The following is an 18,105-nucleotide window of genomic DNA, read 5'->3' as shown; positions in this document are numbered from 1 at the left end:
ATGGCTGTCGGCGCACCCCGGTACGCTTCAGATATGAGTGCTGCTCCGCGTTCCGACAAGCCGGTGGGCCGGTTCCGGCGCATGTTCGACCGGCTCTCCTCGTCCCAGGAGGACCTGGAGTCGCGGGAACTGCGCGAGGACGCCGACACCGCCGGTTGCACCCGTATCGGTGACTGCCAGGACCGGCAGGTCGTATCCGTTACTGGTACCTTGCGCACGGTCACCCTGCGACCGCGCGCGGGCGTCCCGGCCCTGGAGGCCGAGCTGTTCGACGGCTCCGCCGCCCTGGACGTGGTGTGGCTGGGCAGACGCTCCATCGTGGGCATAGAGCCCGGACGCAAGCTCATCGCATCGGGCCGGGTCTCGATGAGCCACGGCCGCCGGGTGCTCTTCAACCCGAAATACGAACTGAGACCCCTCGGACGGGAGTAGCCGGTGACGTCGCTCGACAAGCCGACCGAAGAGACGGAAGCGGACGACACCCGGGCGGTGACGGAGGCCGCGCTGTTCGAGGCGTTCGGCGGCGTGCGGGGCATGGTCGAGACGGTGCTGCCGGGCCTGCTCTTCGTCACCATCTTCACGCTCAACAGCAATCTGCACATGTCGGCGATCGCGGCCCTGGCCGTGTCGGTGGTGCTGGTCGTGGTCCGGCTGGCGATGAAGGACACCGTCAAGCACGCCTTCAGCGGCGTCTTCGGTGTCGCCTTCGGCGTGGTCTTCGCGATGATGACCGGCAACGCCAAGAACTTCTATCTGCCGGGCATGCTCTACACCCTCGGCCTGGCCCTGGCGTACATCGTCACCTCGCTGGCCGGAGTGCCGCTCATCGGCCTGATCCTCGGCCCGGTCTTCAAGGAGAACCTCTCCTGGCGCACCCGGAACCCGGGCCGCAAGAGGGCCTACACGAAGGCCAGCTACGCCTGGGGCCTGATCCTGCTCGCCAAGTGCGCGATCCTCTTCCCGCTGTACTGGTGGGCGGACACCGCGCAGCTCGGCTGGGTCCTGGTAACCCTCAAGATCCCGCCGTTCCTGCTCGCCGTCTGGCTGACCTGGGTGTTCCTGGCCAAGGCGCCGGCCCCCATCGACGTGTTCGCGGAGATGGAGGCGGCGGAGAAGGCCGAGGAGGAGAAGGCGGAGCGCCAGAAGGCCGAGCGCGAGGCCAGGGAGCTGGACGAGCGCCGGCGCACCGCCGAGCTGTTCGGCGAGAGCATGGAGCCGGTCGTCGACGAGATGCTCCGCCGGCCGGCGGACGGCGAGGGCGACGCCGCCGACCCGCGCGGCGGCAGGCACCGCAAGGGCTGACGGCGAACGCCGAGGGCTTGCGGCATACGGCGAGGGCCTGCGGCATACGGCGGTGGGGGCGCCCGGAGATCTCCGGGCGCCCCCACCGCCGTACTCGGGACCCGGGACCGTGCCCGGCGCCGGTCGTCAGCGCGCGGTATCGCCGCGGCGGGCCGACAGCAGGTCCTCCAACTGCTCCTCGCGGGCCTGTGCCGCGACGAACAGCAGCTCGTCGCCCGCTTCCAGGGAGTCCTCCCGGGACGGGGTCAGCACCCGGGTGCCCCGGATGATCGTGACCAGGGAGGTGTCCTCGGGCCACTGGACGTCGCCGACCTGGGTGCCGGCCAGGGCCGACTCCTCCGGCAGCGTCAGCTCGACGAGGTTGGCGTCGCCGTGGCTGAAGCGCAGCAGCCGGACCAGGTCGCCGACGCTCACCGCCTCCTCCACCAGGGCCGACATCAGCCGCGGGGTGGAGACGGCGACGTCCACGCCCCAGGACTCGTTGAACAGCCACTCGTTCTTCGGGTTGTTCACCCGGGCGACGACGCGCGGGACGCCGTACTCCGTCTTGGCGAGCAGGGAGACGACCAGGTTGACCTTGTCGTCGCCGGTCGCGGCGATGACGACGTTGCAGCGCTGCAACGCGGCCTCGTCCAGGGACGTGATCTCGCACGCGTCGGCGAGCAGCCACTCCGCCATCGGGACGCGTTCGACCGAGATGGCGGTCGGCGCCTTGTCGACGAGCAGGACCTCGTGGCCGTTCTCCAGCAGCTCGCCCGCGATCGAACGGCCGACCGCACCGGCTCCGGCAATGGCGACCCTCATCAGTGACCGCCCTCCTCTTCGGGACCCTTGGCGAACGCCGCCTCGACCTTGTCGACCTCGTCGGTGCGCATCATCACGTGCACCAGGTCGCCGTCCTGCAACACCGTCTGCGAGGTGGGCAGGATCGCCTCCCCGAGCCGGGTGAGGAACGCCACCCGCACCCCGGTCTCCTCCTGAAGCCGGCTGATCTTGTGTCCGACCCAGGACGCCGAGGTGTGCACCTCGGCGAGCTGGACGCCGCCGGTGGGGTCGCGCCACAGCGGTTCGGCGCCCGAGGGCAGCAGCCGGCGCAGCATCTGATCGGCGGTCCAGCGGACGGTGGCGACCGTGGGGATGCCCAGGCGCTGGTAGACCTCGGCGCGCCGGGGGTCGTAGATGCGGGCGGCGACATGGTCCACGCCGAACATCTCGCGGGCCACGCGGGCCGCGATGATGTTCGAGTTGTCACCGCTGGAGACGGCGGCGAAGGCGCCGGCCTCCTCGATGCCCGCCTCGCGCAGGGTGTCCTGGTCGAAGCCGACGCCGGTCACCCTGCGGCCGCCGAAGGAGGAACCCAGGCGGCGGAAGGCGGTGGGGTCCTGGTCGATCACGGCGACCGTGTGACCCTGCTGTTCCAGGTTCTGGGCGAGCGCCGAGCCCACGCGTCCGCAGCCCATGATGACAATGTGCATCGCCTCACACCGCGCTTCCTGCGGACCCGCCGGCCTTGGTGAATGTCGTGCTCATGTCTCTCTTTCGGCTTGCCTGGCGACACAACGCGGCCAGTGTGCGGACCGCAGGGAACATCATGCCGGTGTGTACCGGCACTGACGCCGCCAGGGCCCGGGAACCCGGGCTCCCCGCGCGTCAGGATCGGGTTCCCCTGTCCGCCCCCAACGTATCCGCAAGCCCGCGGGACCCGCAGGAGCCGTCTCACCCTCCGGCCGACGACCCCCGCCTGCCGATGCTGCGGACGCTGGCGAGGGTCAGGATGCCGAGGCCGACGAGCGTGGCGGCGCCGCCGATCAGCTCTGCGCTCAGATGCATGGTTCCTCCAGGGGGAGGCAACGGCCGGGAACCGGACGATGCTTGTCATACAGGCAGCCAATAGGCGGTCGACAGGCAGCCATATAGGCACGCGAACCCCGCGACCCGGGGAATCCGCAGCCGCACCACCTCCCGAATTCACCCGTAGAGCAGACGGCCGGCGCCGTTGGGGTGGCGGATGGGAGGGTGCCCGTGCGAACGCTTACGATCCTCTGTTGTGTCCAAACTGACCGACGTGCCCAAGCGGATCCTCATCGGGCGCGCACTGCGCAGTGACCGGCTGGGGGAAACACTCCTGCCGAAGCGCATCGCCCTCCCCGTCTTCGCCTCCGACCCGCTGTCGTCGGTGGCGTACGCGCCCGGCGAGGTGCTGCTGGTCCTGTCCATCGCGGGCGTGTCGGCGTACCACTTCAGCCCCTGGATCGCGGTCGCGGTCGTCCTCCTCATGTTCACCGTGGTCGCCTCCTACCGGCAGAACGTGCACGCCTACCCGAGCGGCGGCGGCGACTACGAGGTGGCCAACACCAACCTCGGCCCCAGGGCGGGCCTGACGGTGGCGAGCGCACTGCTGGTCGACTACGTCCTGACCGTCGCCGTCTCCATCTCCTCCGGCATCGAGAACCTCGGCTCCGCGATCCCCTTCGTCGTCGAGCACAAGGTCCTCTGCGCGGTCGCCGTGATCCTGCTGCTGACGCTGATGAACCTGCGCGGGGTCAGGGAGTCGGGCACGCTGTTCGCGATTCCGACGTACGTCTTCGTCACGGGCGTCTTCACCATGATCGCGTGGGGCGCGTTCCGCGGGCTGGTGCTCGACGACACCATGCGCGCGCCCACGGCGGACTACGAGATCAAGCCCGAGCACCAGGGCCTGGCCGGCTTCGCGCTCGTCTTCCTGCTTCTTCGGGCCTTCTCCTCCGGATGCGCCGCGCTCACCGGCGTCGAGGCGATCTCCAACGGCGTCCCGGCCTTTCGCAGGCCCAAGGCGAAGAACGCGGGGAACACCCTCGCGATGATGGGCCTGCTCGCCGTCACCATGTTCTGCGGCATTATCGTGCTGGCCGCCTCGACCAACGTCCGCATGTCCGAGAACCCGGCCACCGACCTCTTCCACAACGGCGTCCCGGTCGGCCCGGACTACGTCCAGCACCCGGTCATCTCACAGGTCGCCGAGGCCGTGTTCGGCGAGGGCAGCTTCCTGTTCGTCGTCCTGGCGGCGGCCACCGCACTGGTCCTCCTGCTCGCCGCGAACACCGCGTACAACGGCTTCCCGCTGCTCGGCTCGATCCTCGCCCAGGACCGCTATCTGCCGCGCCAACTGCACACCCGCGGCGATCGCCTGGCCTTCTCCAACGGCATCGTCCTGCTGGCCGGCGCGGCCATGCTCCTCGTCGTGGTCTACGGCGCCGACTCCACCCGGCTGATCCAGCTCTACATCGTCGGCGTGTTCGTGTCCTTCACGCTCAGCCAGATCGGCATGGTCCGCCACTGGAACCGCCACCTGGCCAAGGAACGGGACCAGGCCGCCCGCCGCCGCATGATCCGCTCCCGTGTGATCAACGCCTTCGGCGCCTTCTTCACCGGACTCGTCCTGGTCGTGGTCCTGGCCACGAAATTCACGCACGGCGCCTGGGTCGCCGTGCTCGGCATGTGCATCTTCTTCGCGACGATGACGGCGATCCGCAAGTACTACGACCGGGTCGCCGAGGAGATCGCCGCCCCCGAGGCCCCCGAGGACACCCGGAGCGACGACGTGGTGCGGCCCTCCCGCGTCCACTCGGTCGTCCTGGTCTCCAGGATCCACCGCCCCACCCTGCGCGCCCTCGCCTACGCCAAGCTGATGCGCTCCGACACGCTGGAGGCGCTCAGCGTCAACGTCGACCCGGTGGAGACCAAGGCGCTGCGCGAGGAGTGGGAGCGGCGCGGCATCGCCGTACCGCTGAAGGTGCTGGACTCGCCGTACCGCGAGATCACCCGGCCGGTCATCGAGTACGTCAAGAACCTGCGCAAGGAGGCGCCGCGCGACGCGGTCTCCGTGATCATCCCGGAGTACGTGGTCGGCCACTGGTACGAGCACCTGCTGCACAACCAGAGCGCGCTGCGCCTCAAGGGCCGCCTGCTCTTCACGCCCGGCGTCATGGTCACCTCCGTGCCCTACCAGTTGCAGTCCTCCGAGGCCGCCAGGCGGCGGGCCCGCAGGCGGCAGAACTGGAGCGCGCCCGGCGCGGTACGCCGCGGTCCGGCGCACCACGACCGGGCGAAGGACTCCTCGCCGTCCACGTAGACTGGACGGCTGTTGTCCTTTGTCGTTCGCCCTCCGGCGTACGTCGTTCGTCGTCCCCGTTCTCTGGAGTCACCCCGCCATGCAGGCAGAACCGAAGAAGTCGCAGGCGGAGTCCCGGGCGGTGGCGCAGCCGGTGTCGCTGGTCGGGCAGGAGTACGAGGTCGAGATCGGCCCCGTCGCGCACGGCGGCCACTGCATCGCCCGTACGTCCGAGGGGCAGGTGCTGTTCGTGCGGCACGCGCTGCCCGGCGAGCGGGTCGTGGCCCGGGTGACCGAGGGCGAGGAGGGGGCGCGCTTCCTGCGCGCGGACGCGGTCGAGATCCTGGACGCGTCCAAGGACCGCATCGAGGCCCCCTGCCCCTTCGCGGGCCCCGGCCGCTGCGGAGGCTGCGACTGGCAGCACGCCAAGCCGGGAGCGCAGCGCCGGCTGAAGGGCGAGGTCGTCACCGAGCAGTTGAAGCGCCTCGCGGGCCTCACCCCCGAGGAGGCCGGCTGGGACGGCACGGTGATGCCGGCCGAGGGCGACAAGCTGCCCGCAGGCCAGGTCCCGTCGTGGCGCACGCGCGTGCAGTACGCGGTGGACGCGGAGGGCCGCGCGGGCCTGCGCAAGCACCGCTCGCACGAGGTCCAGCCGATCGACCACTGCATGATCGCCGCGGAGGGCGTCAGCGAGCTGGGCATCGAGCAGCGGGACTGGACGGGCATGGAGTCGGTCGAGGCGATCGCGGCGACCGGTTCCCAGGACCGCCAGGTGATCCTCACCCCCCGGCCCGGTGCCCGCCTGCCCATCGTCGAACTCGACCGCCCGGTCTCCGTGATGCGGGTCGGCGAGAAGGACGGCGGCGTCCACCGGGTCCACGGCCGCCCCTTCGTCCGCGAGCGCGCCGACGACCGTACCTACCGTGTGGGCAGCGGAGGTTTCTGGCAGGTCCACCCCAAGGCCGCCGACACCCTGGTCCTCGCCGTCATGCAGGGCCTGCTCCCGCGCAAGGGCGACATGGCCCTCGACCTCTACTGCGGCGTCGGGCTGTTCGCGGGCGCCCTGGCCGACCGGGTCGGTGACAAGGGCGCGGTCCTCGGCATCGAGTCCGGCAAGCGAGCCGTCGAGGACGCCCGCCACAACCTCGCCGCGTTCGACCGCGTCCGCATCGAACAGGGCAAGGTCGAATCCGTCCTCCCACGCACGGGCATCGACGAGGTCGACCTCATCGTCCTGGACCCCCCACGCGCGGGCGCGGGCCGCAAAACAGTGGAACACCTCGCGTCGCTGGCCGCCCGCAGAATCGCCTACGTGGCCTGCGATCCGGCTGCGCTGGCCCGGGACTTGGGGTACTTCCGGGACGGGGGGTATCGGGTGCGGATGTTGCGGGTGTTTGATTTGTTTCCGATGACGTTGCACGTGGAGTGCGTGGCGATTTTGGAGCCCGCAGCAAAGGCGCTGTGACCTGCGGTTTCCCTGGGTTGCTCGGGAAGGGCCGGGTGCGCTCGACCTGTTTCCCGAAGTGCACCAGGTGAACCACGGCAGATGCGCCGTGCAGGGCACTGACCTGGTGTTTCGCGAGTCGCGCCGAGCGCTGGACGCGCCCCGTCCGGTCCAGGCTCTCCGCGGTGGCAAGTGGTCTTGACGCTCGGCCGACGCTCATTCTGACGGCTTGGCAGGGCTCCTTGCGGGGGTGTGCAGGGAGCCGGCGGGCCAGCCCGCCGCCCATCGCCTTGACCCGGGCACGATTGGCACGATGCTGGCGCCGATCACCTCCGCGCCACGATGGAACCGTCCTGCGAGGCGGTGCCGCTGCGGGTGGCTCTGCGGTGGCAGCGGGGCCACAACCACGACGCGGGCCCCACACCCGGCATTCGAACCAGCCGCACGGGCCGGGGTACGACTGCCCTGCACAGGCGAGGAGTGAGACGATGAAGGCACCTCACCAGGAGTTGGTCCTCTCCCGTGCCGCTCGCATCCTGGAGGCGTTCAGCCAGGAGGAGCTGGCGCTGACCGTCTCCGAGGTCGCGCGCCGTACGGGGCTGCACGTGGCCACGGCCTCCCGGCTCGAGGGCGAGCTGGTCGCCCATCGTTTCCTGGGCCGGGACGACGATCGCCGGGAGCGGATCGGTGTCCGGCTCTGGGAACTCGCCGTCCGGGCTACGCCCGCGCTGTCCCTACGGGACGCCGCGATGCCGCTCATGGAGGGCGTGCACGACGTCCTCGGGGGACGCCGTCGAGATCGACGACGACCTGGCCGTCAACGTCCGGGACGTTCTCGCCAGATATCCCGGAGGGCGCAGCGGAGCAAAGGGCTTGCGGTGGCCGGTGTTGCCGTCTCAGGGGTGATGCTACTGATCGCGGGCATCGCCACCGCGGTAGTCGACTTCAGGGTGTGGACGCCTCCTGCCCGAGACGCGGACGGCGAGGTCGTGAAGCCCGGCTGGACCACCTTTCACTCCATCGAGCGGGCGACTGCTTCACCTCCCTGCGGTCGGGCCTCCAGGTAGGGACGCGCCCCCGGCACCCGGCGCGGAGGTGCGGCTCCCGCCCGTCCGACGCACCGCACCGAGCAGAGGCTTACGCCACCTCCGGTTGCCTGAGCAGGGCCGGGTCCCCGGATGGGACGAGGTCGGACGCCTATGCGACGCTCTCGACCGCGGAGCAGGTCTACACACGCAGCGTGCTGGAAGGGACAGTGGGCCCGGACGGAAAGATCACCGACGAGGTCGAGGGCAGGGCCAGGGCGGCCGTGCGCGGGGGCGCGGAGGTGCAGGGCATGCTCGACCAGTCCCGCGCCGACCAGGTCGAAGCGACGAACCTCAAGACCCACCAGGACTACGAGAAGGCGGTGGCCAAGCGGGCGGGCTGGGTCGAGTTCGGGGCCACGGTGGGCATCGCGGCGGGCGTCGCCTTCCTGCCCGTGACGTCGGCCGCGGGCACGGCCGCTGTACTCGTCCCGCTGGCGACCGATACCGCCAGTGGCGCAGCCGAACAGGTCATCAGCCAGATGGTCGGCGACTTCACCGAGGAGTCTGCGGACAAGCACAAGGAGAAATGGAGGAGCTCACCGACGAGGAGAGAATGGAGATCTTCTCCGCCGGTGAGGCCCTGGCCGAGGCACCGATGGAGGAATTCCTGCTGCGGCACGTCCCGGACCCCGAGGGCAGCACGTTCGCGCAGGACCTTCGCGAATCGATGCTGCTGGGCTACGGGGTGGGCAACGACCGGGCTAAACAGCAGGGCAATAGCCCGGAGACGGGCTGAGGCCGGCGGCCGAGGACACGTAAGGATGCGGATAGTGATCAGTCGTAGGTCGGTACGCGTTGGACTCCTTGCCACGGCTGTGACCGGCTTGTTGGGTCTCGCGGGCACCGGTTGTGGCGGGGACGGAGAAGAGGAGCTGGCCGACAAGGCCTTGGCGGGAACGCAAGTGTGCGGTGGTGACGCCGTGTCCGCCCAGGCGTCCAAGGCGCTGAAGGTGATCACGGGGACATCGCGGTTCGGCACGACGGCGGAGAAGTCCACCATCGCGCGGGCCGCGACGAACCTGGTCGCGGCGTTTCCGGCCGCCACCGGAGGGCGCGACGACGTCTGCCGCATCTACCCGGTCGGCGGTAAGGCGGATTTCGCGATCCGAGTCACCTGGGGGCTGTACGGCGACTCCCCGACGGAAACGCCGGCCCCGGAATTCACCGTGCTGAACATGGGGGAGCGCACCCTGGCGGCGGCGAATAGGGCGTCGGTCCGGTTCGAGTGCCGGAGCGACAAGTTCCCCGACTCCACGAATGAGGCGGCTCACGTCGGCATCGGCGTGGAACGCTGGGGCACGCCGACGGAGCCCAAGGGTGACACCGAGGCGTTGAAGGACGCCTACGCGACCGTGGCCCATTCCTTCTCGCTGGCCATGGCCAGGGAACTGGGCTGTGAGAAGAACGGCGGGCTCCCGGAGAAGCCCGTGCTGGATCCCGCGTAGCCGTCGGCGTATGCGGAAACGACCGTGATCAGGCGGGCCCTTCCTCTGCCCGGAGGAGGGGCCGACTGGCGTAGGCGGTCCGCCACGGACGAGCGGCGCATGCCCGCCGCGCGCAGCCGCCTCGCGCAGCAGCAGGACGCCCCGTCCAGTTGGCGGCCCAGGGATGCCCACAGCCGGATCGAGGTGCGGGCCGTGCGGATTTCGTCAGCTCATCCAGTCGTCCAGAGCCGCGGCGATCTCCTCGCGCCGCCCACCCGCGTCGCCCACTTTTCCGGTCATGCTCAGAGATCCTCATCGTGCAGGCCCGTACGCGACCCTGCACAGTGGTTGCCAGGGGTGATTCCGCAGGCGCCCGCCGGTACGGCGAATTCCAGCCGGTGGACCGAAGCGAAGGACGGAGGATCAGAGCCGCCGACCTGCACTGTGCTCGGCCGTCTGTGCAGATGCCCCGTGGGCCGCGAGCTGGACACTGAGGGGGAGCGAGGTCGCCGTGGAACCGCCCCTGCGTGGCCGGATCGGCTCCGGCGGCATGGGCAGGGTGTATCTCCGTGAATCGCCCGCCGGTCAGCAGGCGGCGGTCAAGGTGATCAAGTCGTCCCTCCTGGATGCCGAGACCCGCAGCAGGTTCGCCCTCGAGGTAGAGAACATGAAGGAGGGCTTCGGGTAGCGCGTGGCTGCCTTCGTCGGCACCGATCCGGTGGCGGACCAGCCGTGGCTCGCCGTCGACTACGTGCCCGATCCCGACCTGCTCCGGCACGTGCGCGACCACGGTGTCCTGCCGCTGGTGGAGACCGCCGGCCTCGGTGCGCTGCTGGCCGGAGGAATCACCTCCGTGCATCAGGAACAGCTGTCGCACCGTGACCTCAAGCCGCAGAACGTCCCCCTTCCTGGCGAGGTTTCCGGTGTCGGCTTCGGTGAGAATGACGACCGGAGACTGGCAAGTACGGTCCTCCGGTCTTCGCGGAGATGGCGCAGGCAGTTGACGCTGGTCCGACGCTCGTTCTGCCGGGATGTCAGCTGCCCGGCAATGCCGCACCTCGTGGCCCCATCGCTGGTCGGCTCGCCAGGAAGCCGACCCACAGCGGGTTCGGGCTCTTCTCGTCGGAGACCACCTCGGTCGTGAGCGTGGGGATCGTGCCGGTGATGCGTCGCGCAGTACTCGACTTCTTGTAGCTTGGCCGACCAGACGAGACCCCAGTCGAGAGACGGTCCCGGCATTCGGAGCCGGGTACCCGCCACGAGTCCCAGGTCGGCGCGGACCGTCGGCAAGACCACGCCGCAGAGCAACACGAAATCTGTCTTCAGAGCGAGTCGAGCGGGAAGGTCGTCATTGTCCATCTCGATTACCGGGCCGTGTACCGCGAGCCCCGAGAAAAATTTGTCGGTGTCCAGCTCGCGAATGAATGTGCCCGCTGCGACCGGGAACGATGACGGCTGATCGTCGATGACGTCTTGCGTGAGCCGATGCCCCTCGCGGACGAGCAGGCCGACCTTGCTTCCCAGTAGCCTGGTCGTCTCGAATTCGTAGGCGGATGCGAAGTCTGCTCCGTTCGGCCTGGCGGTGCGTCAGGCCGGGGCGTCGTCCGGATCGGACCTTCGTGGAAGAGGAGCAGCGTGAACGTCGCAGAGAGCGTGGTCCTCGTGACCGGGGGTGCCTCGGGGCTCGGACTGGCCACGGTGAAGAAGTTCTTACGGGCCGGTGCCGGAGTCGTCATCGCGGACCTACCCTCCTCCCGGGGCGAGGAAATCGCGGCCGAGCTCGGGGGACGAGTCGTTTTCCAGGCCACCGATGTGACGAGCGAGGCACAGGTCACCGCCGCGCTGAACGCCGGGCGGGAGCTCGGAACCCTGCGGGCCGCGGTGAACTGCGCCGGGGTGGGCAGTGCGGTGAGGACGGTGAGCAGGCGCGGGCCCTTCCCGCTCGCCGACTTCAACCAGGTCATCCAGATCAACCTGGTGGGCACGTTCAATGTGCTTCGGCTGGCGGCGGAGCGTATCAGCGAGGCTGAGGAGGTCGACGGGGAGCGGGGCGTCATCATCAACACGGCGTCCATCGCCGCGTTCGACGGGCAGTCCGGGCAGACCGCCTACGCCGCTTCCAAGGGCGGCATCGTGGGCATGACCCTGCCAGCCGCGCGCGACCTCGCGCCCCTGATGATTCGTGTCGTCACCATCGCGCCAGGGCTCTTCCGGACCCCGTTGCTCGCCGGCGTTCCCGAGAAGGCCCTCGCCGCGCTCGGCGACCAGGTGGCCCACCCCGCGCGGTTCGGGCGTCCGGAGGAGTACGCGGATCTGGCCCTGCACATCGCGACGAACCCGATGCTCAACGCAGAAACGATCCGTCTGGACGGTGCCGTTCGGATGGGATCGACCCGATAGCAGGCGGGCAACGGCAGGGAGAGAGCCCGGGGGCCCCGGTCCGGTCCCCCTCAACAGCGCGGTGCCGCCCGGGGCGGGACAGGGGCGTCCGACGCCGCTCCCGGGGGTACGTGCAGGCGACCGGCCGCCATGACGAGTCGGACGGCACGTAGAGCCTGGAGATCGGCGAACGGATCGCCGCCCACGACGAGGAGATCGGCGCGGTACCCGGGCGCGATCAGCCCGGTGTCGTGGCCGATGCCCACGGCGTCAGCGGCTCCGCACGTGGCCAGGTCGACGACCTCGGTGGCGGAGAAGCCGATGTGCTCGAAGAACTCGAGGCTCGAAACGAAGTCGTCGAAGACGGCACCGGACACGCCCGCGTCCGTGCCGGCGATGAGGCGTACCCCCTGTCGGCTCATCCGGCGAAGGCCGGTGAACATCTCCTCGGCCCGCTCGGCGCCGAAACGTTCGGCGAAGCCGCGCCAGTCGGGGCTGGCCGCCGGGCACACCCGAATCCCCTTGGCCGCGATCTCGGCGACCAGGTCCTCCCGTACGTCGAAGCCGTCCTTGGTGATCCAGGTGCAGTGCTCCAGCGTGTCCACACCGGCGGCCACCGCCGCGGCGATGCCCGCGGTGCCGTGGGCGTGAGTGGCGACGGGCAGCCCGGCCCGCTTCGCCTCCTCGACCACGACGAGCAGTTCCTCGGTGGTGAACTGGGCCTCCCAGATGGGAGGACCGCCTTTGGTGATGCCTCCGCCGGTGGCCATCACCTTGATGACGTCCACGCCGCTCTCGGCGTTGCGGCGGGCCAAGTCCCGGATGGCGTTCTTCCCGTCGACCTCGCCGCCGAGGAACCAGCAGTGTCCACCCGGCCTGGTGAGGGGAGTGCCCGCGGCCAGGATACGCGGCCCGGGGGTGGTGCCGGCCGCGAAGGCGTCGCGCAGTCGCAGCGTGAGTCCGTTGCGGTCGCCCAGGTCGCGCACCGTGGTGACGCCGGTGTTCAGCGCCCGCATCGCCCTGTCGGCCATGGCGGGCAGCAGATCGGCGTCCTCCGCCTTGCCGAGCGTGGACACCGGGTCCGTTCCGGCGTCGAATGCCAGATGGACATGGCAGTCGATCAGGCCGGGAAGCAGGGTGGCGTCCGGGTGTGCGATGCGGGGAACGTCCTCGGATGCCCTGCGCTCGACCTCCGCGCGGGGCCCGACGTCGGTGATGACGCCCTGCCGGACCAGGACCGCTCCGTCGACGACATGCCGGCCGAGGGGGCCGGTCACCACCCGGCCCGCAGTGATGAGGGCATCCATCAGAGGTCAACTCCCGTTGTGCGTGAGCGTCCGTGGGGCGGCTTTCAGGGCGTCGGAGAGTGCCGTGAGCTGACGCAGGTCGTCCTCGAAGTCGTCACTGCCGGGCAGGACCACCGGGACCGCCTGGGAGGGCGCGGGGTCACCGGCGGCGTACGCGCTCAGGGCCGCGGGCAGGTGCCGTGCGGCCACGTCGAGTCCGACCTCGTCCAAGGGCTCCTGCTGCGCCGCCAGTTGCGCGATGTACGGGCTCACCCGCACCAGGCCGTCCCGGCACTCGATGACGCGCCGGTAGCAGCGGCGGTGCACCCCGGTGAGCCGCAGGGCGTCGCGCCAGGTGCCGGTCGGCGCCTTGCCGAGGGAATCCTCGGGAAACGTCTGGTGCAGCGCGGCCCACAGCGGAGTCAGGCGGTGGTAGGTGCGGTAGCGGTGGTACCACAGGCGCGCGCTCGCCCACTTGACCGCCATCGGCGGGTAGATCAGCCCCAGGACGAAGAGGGGGATCGTCAGGTCGAGCACGAGCTTGGCGCCCATGAGCACGGGTGAAGGAACCTCACTGCCGAGCCGGCGGACCACGTTGAGCGCGGCGCGGACGGAACCGGCCATCACCATGCCGGCCAGTGCGACGGCCACGATCCGCAGCCCCGTGGCCAACGGGGCGGTGGCCGAGCGCAGGTGACGCACCGTCCACCACAGGCTCATGGTGAGCGCGTAGACGAGGTAGAGCCCGGCCGCCAGGTAGAAGACGAAGACTCCGGTCAGCTGCATGTTCGCCGTGGCGTACACATGGCCGCGTTCGCCCCGCGGCGTCGCCACCATCGCCAGAGTGATGACGACGACGGTGACTCCCAGCGGGATCAGTTCCCTCCGGGCGCGCCTGCTTCCGGTGTCGCGGTCCGCCGCGGACTGGAGGAAGAACCAGCTCAGGCAGTAGAGAGCGATGAGCAGGAAGACGTTCTGCAGCAGCTTGGCGGTTCCGGTTCCGATGAGCGCGTCGAGCCGTCGCGTGCCGCCCTTCGTCCCCAGGGGGAAGGACAGGGACGCGCAGACGATGCACAGGGTCAATGCATGGAGCAGCTTGTCGGAGGGGGCTTTGACGAGCTGGCTGATCTTCCAGACCAGGGTCAGGCACAGGACGGCCCCGAGTACGAAGGACAGCACCGTCACATCCACCCTCGCCGGTCCACCAGGGCCGACTGCACCAGATCCGTCATGGGGTCCGCCGACTTCCGCGGGCTGACGAGATCGAGCACGGACGCCCACTCCAGGATGATGGTGGCGACGAGCTCGGCCTCGCGCTCACGTTCCTCGTCGTACGACGTGCGCCGCAGCGTGCTCATGATGACCTTCAGGGAGATGTCGGGCAGCATGTTCTGCCAGAACTCCTGGTCCGTCTCATCACTTTGGTGGCCGGCCAGGATGTGGCCCACTTCGTGCAGGATGATGTGATCTTGGTGGGCTTTGCTCGTCTCGCTCTGGAAGAAGATGTAGTCGGCCTTCTTCGTGGCGATCCAGAGGCCGAACGGGCCGGGGACCGGCAGCGAGTAGGGCATCAGATGAATGGGCCGGCCACGGTGTTCCCCCAGCAGCCGACAGAGGACATGCACCTGCAAGGGTGGCCGGATGCCCAGGGAGCGGAGAGTGCGCTTGCAGTGCCGTCGTAATTCTCGCTCTTTCAAGGAACCTCTCCGCCGACACACGCGCGTCCTGTCTGGTGTTCACCGTGGAGTCAACATCCGGCGGTGCCCGGGATGCCAGCAGGAATCTGGCCATTCACTCCTGACTTCGCCTCTGACCGTCGAGACGCTCGGCCTGCTCCAGCCGGTAGACGATGTCGAGGAGGTCCATGACCTGTTTGCGGTGCTCCGGGGAGAGCTGCCCCGCCCGCATCGCCATCAGCCTGACGTCATCGCCGTCGGACGCCTGCTCCAGCCGAGCCTGCTCCGCGGCGAGGAGCTCCAGCTGGGCCGTGATGCGAGCGGTCGTCTGATCCTCGAAAAAGTAGGCGGCGGGCACGCCGAAGAAGTCGGCCAGCGCCTCGAGGTGCTTGAGGCTGGGGTTAGTCTTCTTGCCCTTGCGCAACTGCCAGATATAGCTTTGGGAGATGGAGATGCCGGTCTCCCGGATGGCCGCAGCGACCCGCTCGTTGCTGTACTCGTGGCTCGCGTCGGGGCGGACGGTCGCGAAGAGTTGGTTGAGCTTGTCGGCGAGGCTATGGCCCGCAACCTGTGACATGGCACCCACTCCGCCGCAACTGCGGCTTCCACTCTGGTGAATTCGTGTGTCTGGGAGTGTCCTCAAGAAGGTTGAGGCCCGTCAACTCCACGGATACGGATGCGTCAGCCAAGCCCTGCGCCACGGCGTGCGCCGAGCGCCGGCCGGCCCGGTCGTCGTGGTACGAGGATCCCTGTGCGGTTGGAGCCGTGCGGCACGCCGCAATCGCGCCCTGGAACCCGAGGCCGGTCTCCCCGAGTGGGGACGAGCGGAGGCCGGACGGCAGCGGTGAGTCCTGTGTCGCCGTTCAGTATGGTTCCTCAACTGGTCATCGAACTAGGCCCATTTGAGACGCTGACCAGGTGGAGTAGGGTGCCGCAACGTCCGGATCTTCCACTGTCGTGAAGACCGTTGACATCTGTATCTGGTACGTGAGTTGATGCTGGGGCATCGCACGAATCATGCCTCGGGTCGCGACTGACTCATCGCGGCGGTGCGAGGCAGGGCCTGCGCCCCGGGGGAAGACGCCTGGTGGTTCGTCTCCTGGTGAGGGCCCCGGGGGAACGGCGTGAGAGGGAAGGTGCGGATGAAATCGACACTGGGGCAGACCGAGGCCAAGGCGGGACACCTTCGACGTACCGATAGGAAAGTGCCACCTGCGTTACGCACGGACGGGGCGCCGAGTTCTTGCCGTGACTCCCCGTTCCTCACGCACCAGGCCGACCCGTTCGCGGAATTGCCGGTATACGTCAAAATAAAGAACAGACTGCGGTGGGAAATCCTGACTGGTACGTACGTGGAAGGGAGTCATCTTCCATCGGCGGGTGAGCTGGGGAACACCTACGGGGCGAACAAGAACACGATACTTCGGGCCCTGCGCATGCTGCGCAGTGAGGGAATGATTGATTTCGGCCGGGGGCGAGGAGCGGTCGTCACCCACTCGGCACGCCCCGTGGATCTGGCCGATATCTCTGAACAGCTCCAAGCGGTGGTCAACCTTGCGGACGCCTCGGGCATACCCCGCTCAATGATCATCTCTGCCGTACAGCGCATACCACGGGCGACGTCCGCGCGCGCCGTGGTGGGCCACGGGGTCCGCGCCGCCCTCACCTGAACTCGGGGGCGGCTCGACCGTAACTCCGTGGTCCGCGGCGCCGCATATCTCCGGTGCGGACGCAGTCAGCGATCCGTACCAGTCCTTCCTGATGCCCGTCGGGTGTCGGTGACCAGTTGGTTGCCGGGGCCCGGCGGGCATCGCTGCGTTCTCCCGGGAGTTGTCGGCGGGGCCCGCGGATCGCCGGCCCGGGAAAATGACGACTGGAGCTAGTACAGAGGGTGAGAAAAGTGCTAGTGGAGCCAGACCGTTTTCCTGGCGGCGGGGGTCGTGAAAGTCCGGAAAACCGGCTGCCCGAGGGTGGGTTCTCGCAGGTCGGGAGATCCGGTACGGGCATCCGGACTCAAGTCCGGAGCGGGTCACGGAACGTGCTGGGAACAGGATCGCACTTGAATCACGAGAGGCGTACGACCAAAGATGGTCGAGGCAAGCGCGGATCGTTCGAATGACGCCGGGTTTGTTTCTGCAAGAGTTCTCATCGCACTCCGCGCGTTCTGTGCTAAACGCGCGAAATTTAAGAAGGAGTTCTCCTATGAGCGCCACCGAGATCGTGGTCGAGGATGTTCTGGCCGAGCTGCTGGACGGCGACGACGTCGCGGCCCTGACCGAGCTGGAGACGGACCCGTCGCTCATGCCGACCGCCGTCGGCTCGGTCATCTACACCGTCATGATCCACTGCTGATTCTGAGTCAGTGGTAGGTGGTCGGCAGGCGACAGGAACCAACGCTGCCGCTTGCCGACAACACCGTTCAACCAGTACGAGGCGGCGGTCCCTGCCCATTGCCTGGAGGGGGGCCGCCCCTTGCACAGCGAACAACTGCCCGGAACAAACCCCGGAACGCAGCTGTCCAGCACTACGCCCGCATGCTACCGGTATCTCTGGAGGCCACGCGTCATGACGGTCACCGAATCCTCGGTTCCCCTGTCCGAGGAAGAGGTCGTGCGCTGGGCCGCCGGCGTCGAGGTATCTCCAGGGGCCTCGCTCTCCCCTCAGGTCGCATCCGCTGGAAGCGGGCGTCCCGTCCTGACCGAGGTCCCTGGTCCTCGTTTCGACGCACGCGTCCGAGACGGCAGCTTGACGGGCCATCATCTACGCCACGTCGGCCGGGCGTTGGCGGTGCTCCACGCGGCGGAGCCGCCGGGCGACAGCCCCGTTGTCCTGGAGTCCCTGCCCTGGGAGCCCCTTCCCCTGCGGGTCTGGGCGGGACTGACCGGCGCGCAGCGCCAGTTGACCGCAACGCTCCACCGCGAAGAGGTGCTGCGGAACCGGGGCCGTACCGTCCAGGCTGACCTGACGGCGGGGGACGTTTGGTGCCACGGCGACGCCAGGACGAACAACATCGTCGTGGCGGGCGACACCCCGATGTTCATCGACTGGGAGTGCTCGGGGCTCGGCCGCCCCGAGGCGGACCTGGGCTCCCTGTGCGGCTCGCTGATGTTCGATGAGCTCAATCCGATGGATGCCCCCGTGGGAGCCGAGGCCCAGGCGGAACTCCGGGCGTCGCTGGGCCGGGCGACGGGGCACATACGGGTCGTCCTGGCGGCCTACCGGTCCCACAGTGATCGGCGGCTCGACCCGGCGCTGCTCGGAGGCGCCGTGGGCGGCAGCCTGCTGTCCCGTGCGTTGATGCGTGCCTCGCAGACCCGCCTGGACCGGGTCGTCACGGTTCTCGCCGGCATCGGCCGCGGACTGCTGCTCGACCCCGCACGCTGGAGGGCCATCGATGCACACGCCTGAACCGACGC

The 18,105-nt window shown here is 69.1% G+C and carries 18 protein-coding genes and 1 pseudogene; 13 read left to right on the top strand and 6 right to left on the bottom strand.

From position 1 onward, the window contains the following. Window positions 1-33: 33 nt before the first annotated feature. Window positions 34-432 carry an OB-fold nucleic acid binding domain-containing protein gene (locus AC4IHM_RS07600; protein ID WP_490866324.1) on the top strand — a complete coding sequence of 133 codons (399 nt, stop codon included), beginning with the start codon at window positions 34-36 and terminating at the stop codon, window positions 430-432. A 3-nt stretch (window positions 433-435) separates the two neighbouring features. Continuing rightward, window positions 436-1,302, top strand: a complete 867-nt coding sequence (locus AC4IHM_RS07595) for a DUF3159 domain-containing protein (protein ID WP_490866323.1) — start codon at window positions 436-438, stop codon at window positions 1,300-1,302. A gap of 126 nt (window positions 1,303-1,428) precedes the next feature. Here AC4IHM_RS07595 and AC4IHM_RS07590 read toward each other — a convergent pair whose 3' ends face one another. Together AC4IHM_RS07590 and AC4IHM_RS07585 are read right to left on the bottom strand one after the other, a co-directional pair. Beyond that, entirely contained in the window at window positions 1,429-2,106 is a 678-nt protein-coding gene (locus AC4IHM_RS07590; RefSeq protein ID WP_490866322.1) for a potassium channel family protein, read from the bottom strand. Further along, window positions 2,106-2,777: a potassium channel family protein gene (locus AC4IHM_RS07585; RefSeq protein ID WP_490866321.1), complete on the bottom strand. Its 672-nt coding sequence runs from the start codon at window positions 2,775-2,777 to the stop codon at window positions 2,106-2,108. Before AC4IHM_RS07585 ends, AC4IHM_RS07590 begins: the two co-directional genes overlap by 1 nt. Window positions 2,778-3,349: 572 nt before the next feature. Between AC4IHM_RS07585 and AC4IHM_RS07580 the strand changes: the two genes are divergently transcribed. From AC4IHM_RS07580 to AC4IHM_RS07545, 8 genes and pseudogenes are all read left to right on the top strand, one after another. Next, the gene (locus tag AC4IHM_RS07580) at window positions 3,350-5,413 is read left to right on the top strand and encodes an APC family permease (RefSeq protein WP_490866320.1); all 2,064 of its coding nucleotides are present in this window, start codon (window positions 3,350-3,352) and stop codon (window positions 5,411-5,413) included. 79 nt (window positions 5,414-5,492) lie between these two features. After that, complete coding sequence (locus AC4IHM_RS07575; protein ID WP_490866319.1) at window positions 5,493-6,857, top strand: class I SAM-dependent RNA methyltransferase; 1,365 nt, start codon at window positions 5,493-5,495, stop codon at window positions 6,855-6,857. Between the two features lie 467 nt (window positions 6,858-7,324). Continuing rightward, window positions 7,325-7,903 (top strand): helix-turn-helix domain-containing protein, encoded by a 579-nt coding sequence (locus tag AC4IHM_RS07570; RefSeq protein ID WP_490866318.1) that lies wholly within the window; start codon window positions 7,325-7,327, stop codon window positions 7,901-7,903. Window positions 7,904-8,016: 113 nt separating this feature from the next. Beyond that, a pseudogene (locus AC4IHM_RS07565) lies at window positions 8,017-8,660 on the top strand (hypothetical protein); the annotation flags it as partial. A gap of 25 nt (window positions 8,661-8,685) precedes the next feature. Then, window positions 8,686-9,369: a hypothetical protein gene (locus AC4IHM_RS07560; RefSeq protein WP_490866317.1), complete on the top strand. Its 684-nt coding sequence runs from the start codon at window positions 8,686-8,688 to the stop codon at window positions 9,367-9,369. A 490-nt stretch (window positions 9,370-9,859) separates the two neighbouring features. After that, the gene (locus tag AC4IHM_RS07555) at window positions 9,860-10,036 is read left to right on the top strand and encodes a hypothetical protein (protein WP_490866316.1); all 177 of its coding nucleotides are present in this window, start codon (window positions 9,860-9,862) and stop codon (window positions 10,034-10,036) included. Window positions 10,037-10,039: 3 nt separating this feature from the next. Next, a complete protein-coding gene (locus AC4IHM_RS07550; protein ID WP_490866315.1) occupies window positions 10,040-10,492 on the top strand; it encodes a hypothetical protein in 453 nt (150 codons plus the stop codon). A 491-nt stretch (window positions 10,493-10,983) separates the two neighbouring features. Next, window positions 10,984-11,748, top strand: a complete 765-nt coding sequence (locus AC4IHM_RS07545) for an SDR family NAD(P)-dependent oxidoreductase (protein WP_324942362.1) — start codon at window positions 10,984-10,986, stop codon at window positions 11,746-11,748. Between the two features lie 50 nt (window positions 11,749-11,798). Here AC4IHM_RS07545 and AC4IHM_RS07540 read toward each other — a convergent pair whose 3' ends face one another. The 4 genes from AC4IHM_RS07540 to AC4IHM_RS07525 form a co-directional block, all read right to left on the bottom strand. Next, the gene (locus AC4IHM_RS07540; RefSeq protein ID WP_490866314.1) at window positions 11,799-13,034 is read right to left on the bottom strand and encodes an amidohydrolase family protein; all 1,236 of its coding nucleotides are present in this window, start codon (window positions 13,032-13,034) and stop codon (window positions 11,799-11,801) included. 6 nt (window positions 13,035-13,040) lie between these two features. Next, window positions 13,041-14,204, bottom strand: a complete 1,164-nt coding sequence (locus AC4IHM_RS07535) for an MAB_1171c family putative transporter (protein ID WP_490866313.1) — start codon at window positions 14,202-14,204, stop codon at window positions 13,041-13,043. Beyond that, on the bottom strand, window positions 14,195-14,584 hold the full coding sequence (locus AC4IHM_RS07530) for a hypothetical protein (protein WP_237533472.1): 390 nt from the start codon (window positions 14,582-14,584) through the stop codon (window positions 14,195-14,197). Before AC4IHM_RS07530 ends, AC4IHM_RS07535 begins: the two co-directional genes overlap by 10 nt. 220 nt (window positions 14,585-14,804) lie before the next feature. Next, entirely contained in the window at window positions 14,805-15,266 is a 462-nt protein-coding gene (locus AC4IHM_RS07525; RefSeq protein ID WP_161251675.1) for a helix-turn-helix domain-containing protein, read from the bottom strand. A 565-nt stretch (window positions 15,267-15,831) separates the two neighbouring features. Here AC4IHM_RS07525 and AC4IHM_RS07520 point away from each other — a divergent pair. The 3 genes from AC4IHM_RS07520 (at window position 15,832) to AC4IHM_RS07510 (ending at window position 18,097) form a co-directional block, all read left to right on the top strand. Then, window positions 15,832-16,359 carry a GntR family transcriptional regulator gene (locus tag AC4IHM_RS07520; RefSeq protein WP_490866312.1) on the top strand — a complete coding sequence of 176 codons (528 nt, stop codon included), beginning with the start codon at window positions 15,832-15,834 and terminating at the stop codon, window positions 16,357-16,359. Between the two features lie 532 nt (window positions 16,360-16,891). Then, window positions 16,892-17,041, top strand: coding sequence for a hypothetical protein (locus AC4IHM_RS07515; protein ID WP_161255683.1), 150 nt, complete (start codon window positions 16,892-16,894; stop codon window positions 17,039-17,041). A 213-nt stretch (window positions 17,042-17,254) separates the two neighbouring features. Next, window positions 17,255-18,097, top strand: a complete 843-nt coding sequence (locus AC4IHM_RS07510; RefSeq protein WP_490866311.1) for a phosphotransferase — start codon at window positions 17,255-17,257, stop codon at window positions 18,095-18,097. Window positions 18,098-18,105 lie beyond the last annotated feature (8 nt).

Source organism: Streptomyces sp. SL06 (genome assembly GCF_058244745.1).
The sequence above is the reverse complement of the archived record's forward strand: the minus strand, read 5'-3'. Positions and strand labels throughout refer to the sequence as shown.

Bases quoted from the DNA above. Each gene is read 5' to 3' on its own strand.
- AC4IHM_RS07600 (WP_490866324.1), top strand. From the start codon at position 34: ATGAGTGCTGCTCCGCGTTCCGACAAGCCGGTGGGCCGGTTCCGGCGC.
- AC4IHM_RS07590 (WP_490866322.1), bottom strand. From the start codon at position 2,106: ATGAGGGTCGCCATTGCCGGAGCCGGTGCGGTCGGCCGTTCGATCGCG.
- AC4IHM_RS07585 (WP_490866321.1), bottom strand. From the start codon at position 2,777: ATGCACATTGTCATCATGGGCTGCGGACGCGTGGGCTCGGCGCTCGCC.
- AC4IHM_RS07575 (WP_490866319.1), top strand. From the start codon at position 5,493: ATGCAGGCAGAACCGAAGAAGTCGCAGGCGGAGTCCCGGGCGGTGGCG.
- AC4IHM_RS07570 (WP_490866318.1), top strand. From the start codon at position 7,325: ATGAAGGCACCTCACCAGGAGTTGGTCCTCTCCCGTGCCGCTCGCATC.
- AC4IHM_RS07560 (WP_490866317.1), top strand. From the start codon at position 8,686: ATGCGGATAGTGATCAGTCGTAGGTCGGTACGCGTTGGACTCCTTGCC.
- AC4IHM_RS07540 (WP_490866314.1), bottom strand. From the start codon at position 13,034: ATGGATGCCCTCATCACTGCGGGCCGGGTGGTGACCGGCCCCCTCGGC.
- AC4IHM_RS07530 (WP_237533472.1), bottom strand. From the start codon at position 14,584: ATGCCCTACTCGCTGCCGGTCCCCGGCCCGTTCGGCCTCTGGATCGCC.
- AC4IHM_RS07525 (WP_161251675.1), bottom strand. From the start codon at position 15,266: ATGTCACAGGTTGCGGGCCATAGCCTCGCCGACAAGCTCAACCAACTC.
- AC4IHM_RS07520 (WP_490866312.1), top strand. From the start codon at position 15,832: ATGAAATCGACACTGGGGCAGACCGAGGCCAAGGCGGGACACCTTCGA.
- AC4IHM_RS07515 (WP_161255683.1), top strand. From the start codon at position 16,892: ATGAGCGCCACCGAGATCGTGGTCGAGGATGTTCTGGCCGAGCTGCTG.
- AC4IHM_RS07510 (WP_490866311.1), top strand. From the start codon at position 17,255: ATGACGGTCACCGAATCCTCGGTTCCCCTGTCCGAGGAAGAGGTCGTG.